Annotated in this window: 1 protein-coding gene; it reads left to right on the forward strand. The window is 71.6% G+C overall.

Features of this window, described 5'->3' with window-relative positions; all coding sequences use genetic code 11:
- A partial coding sequence (locus AB8Z75_RS34920; protein WP_369209156.1) for a M15 family metallopeptidase occupies positions 1–748 on the forward strand: 748 nt, incomplete at its 5' end.
- Positions 749–1021: the final 273 nt, after the last annotated feature.

Below are 1021 nucleotides of genomic sequence, written 5' to 3' on the forward strand. Positions count from 1 at the left end.
GGCCCACCCCGCCACCGGACACGGCCACGGGGACGGCCCCGAGGCCCCCAAGGAGTTCGTCGCCCTGCACGACGTCGCCCCCACCATCCGGCAGGAGATCCGTTACCACACCCCGCACAACTTCGTCGGCGAACCCATCGACGGCTACCGCGAACCGACGTGCCTGGTCACCAAGGACACCGCCAAGGCCCTCGCCAAGGCGCAGCGCTCCCTCCGCAAGCGGGGCTACACCCTCAAGGTGTACGACTGCTACCGCCCGCAGCGCGCCGTCGACCACTTCGTACGGTGGGCCGAGGATCTCGACGACGAGAAGATGAAGGCCGAGTTCTACCCCCGCGTCGAGAAGAACCGGCTGTTCGAGGACGGCTACATCGCCGAGAAGTCCGGGCACAGCCGCGGCAGCACCGTCGACCTCACCCTCGCCGAACTGCCGGCCGCACCGACCCGCCCCTACGTGCCAGGCGAGCCCCTGACGCCGTGCTACGCGCCCAAGGACGAACGGTTCCCCGACAACTCCGTCGACACGGGAACCGGCTTCGACTGCTTCGACACGCTCGCCCACACCGACGATCCCAGGATCACCGGCGAGCAGCGCGCCAACCGGCAGCTCCTCAAGACCACCCTGGAGCGGCAGGGCTTCACCAACCTCCCCGAGGAGTGGTGGCACTTCACCCACGAGCCGGAGACGTTCCCCGACACCTACTTCAACTTCCCCGTGGAACGCGGCTCACTGTCCGCACACCACTGACGCGACCGGCGCGGGGGTTCCGCACACCCCTGACGCGACCGGCGCGGGGGCGCCGCCACCGGGACACCTCGTCCGCAGCGAAGACACCCCCGCGCCACCGTCACCTGACCCGCACCGCGTACCCCACCTCGCCACCGCCCTCCCGCTCGACCACCACGGACCCTCCGGGGCCCGCCCGTACCGTGAACCGCTCGGCCCGCGGACGCTCCCAGCCCTCGCCCGGGTCGGGAATCAGCAGCCCGCCGCCGGTGCGCCCCGGGGCGCACCGGCGGC

The organism is Streptomyces sp. PU-14G, from assembly GCF_041028275.1.
Taxonomy (GTDB): domain Bacteria; phylum Actinomycetota; class Actinomycetes; order Streptomycetales; family Streptomycetaceae; genus Streptomyces.